General features: G+C 76.7%; 1 pseudogene. It reads right to left on the bottom strand.

The features are described 5' to 3' along the window. A pseudogene (locus G3I65_RS23570) lies at positions 1-424 on the bottom strand (SMC family ATPase); the annotation flags it as partial.

The following is a 424-nucleotide window of genomic DNA, read 5'->3' as shown; positions in this document are numbered from 1 at the left end:
GTCAGCAGCCGCCAGCCCGCCGGGACGTCGCCGGTGTCGACGGCGGGCGCGCCCAGCTCCACCAGGGGATCGCGGGCCGCCCGCAGGGCTTCCTTGGCCGCCGCGAACGACTTCTCGACAGCGTCGGCCTCGCGTTGCGCGGCCGCGCGGTCGGTGCGGGCCGCCGCCAGTTCCTTGTCGGCGGCGTTCGCGGCCTCGGCGACGCGGGTGCGGGCGTCGATCGTCGTCGACAGCCACTCCCCCCGCTCGCGCACGGCCGTGACGAGATCCGCGTAGTCCCGTTCGGAAAACGCCGCTTCGACCGGGCGGCGCAGGACCGCCGACTCCGGTGGTCCGGCCACTTCCGCGAGCACCACGCGCAGTTCTTCCGCCTGCGCGGCCGCCGTCGCGGCCGAGTCGGCGTCGCGGTCCACGGCCCGCTCCA

It is taken from the genome of Amycolatopsis sp. SID8362 (genome assembly GCF_010550475.1).
GTDB lineage: Bacteria > Actinomycetota > Actinomycetes > Mycobacteriales > Pseudonocardiaceae > Amycolatopsis > Amycolatopsis eburnea.
Note: the sequence above shows the minus strand (reverse complement) of the source record. Positions and strands in the feature narration are given on the sequence as shown.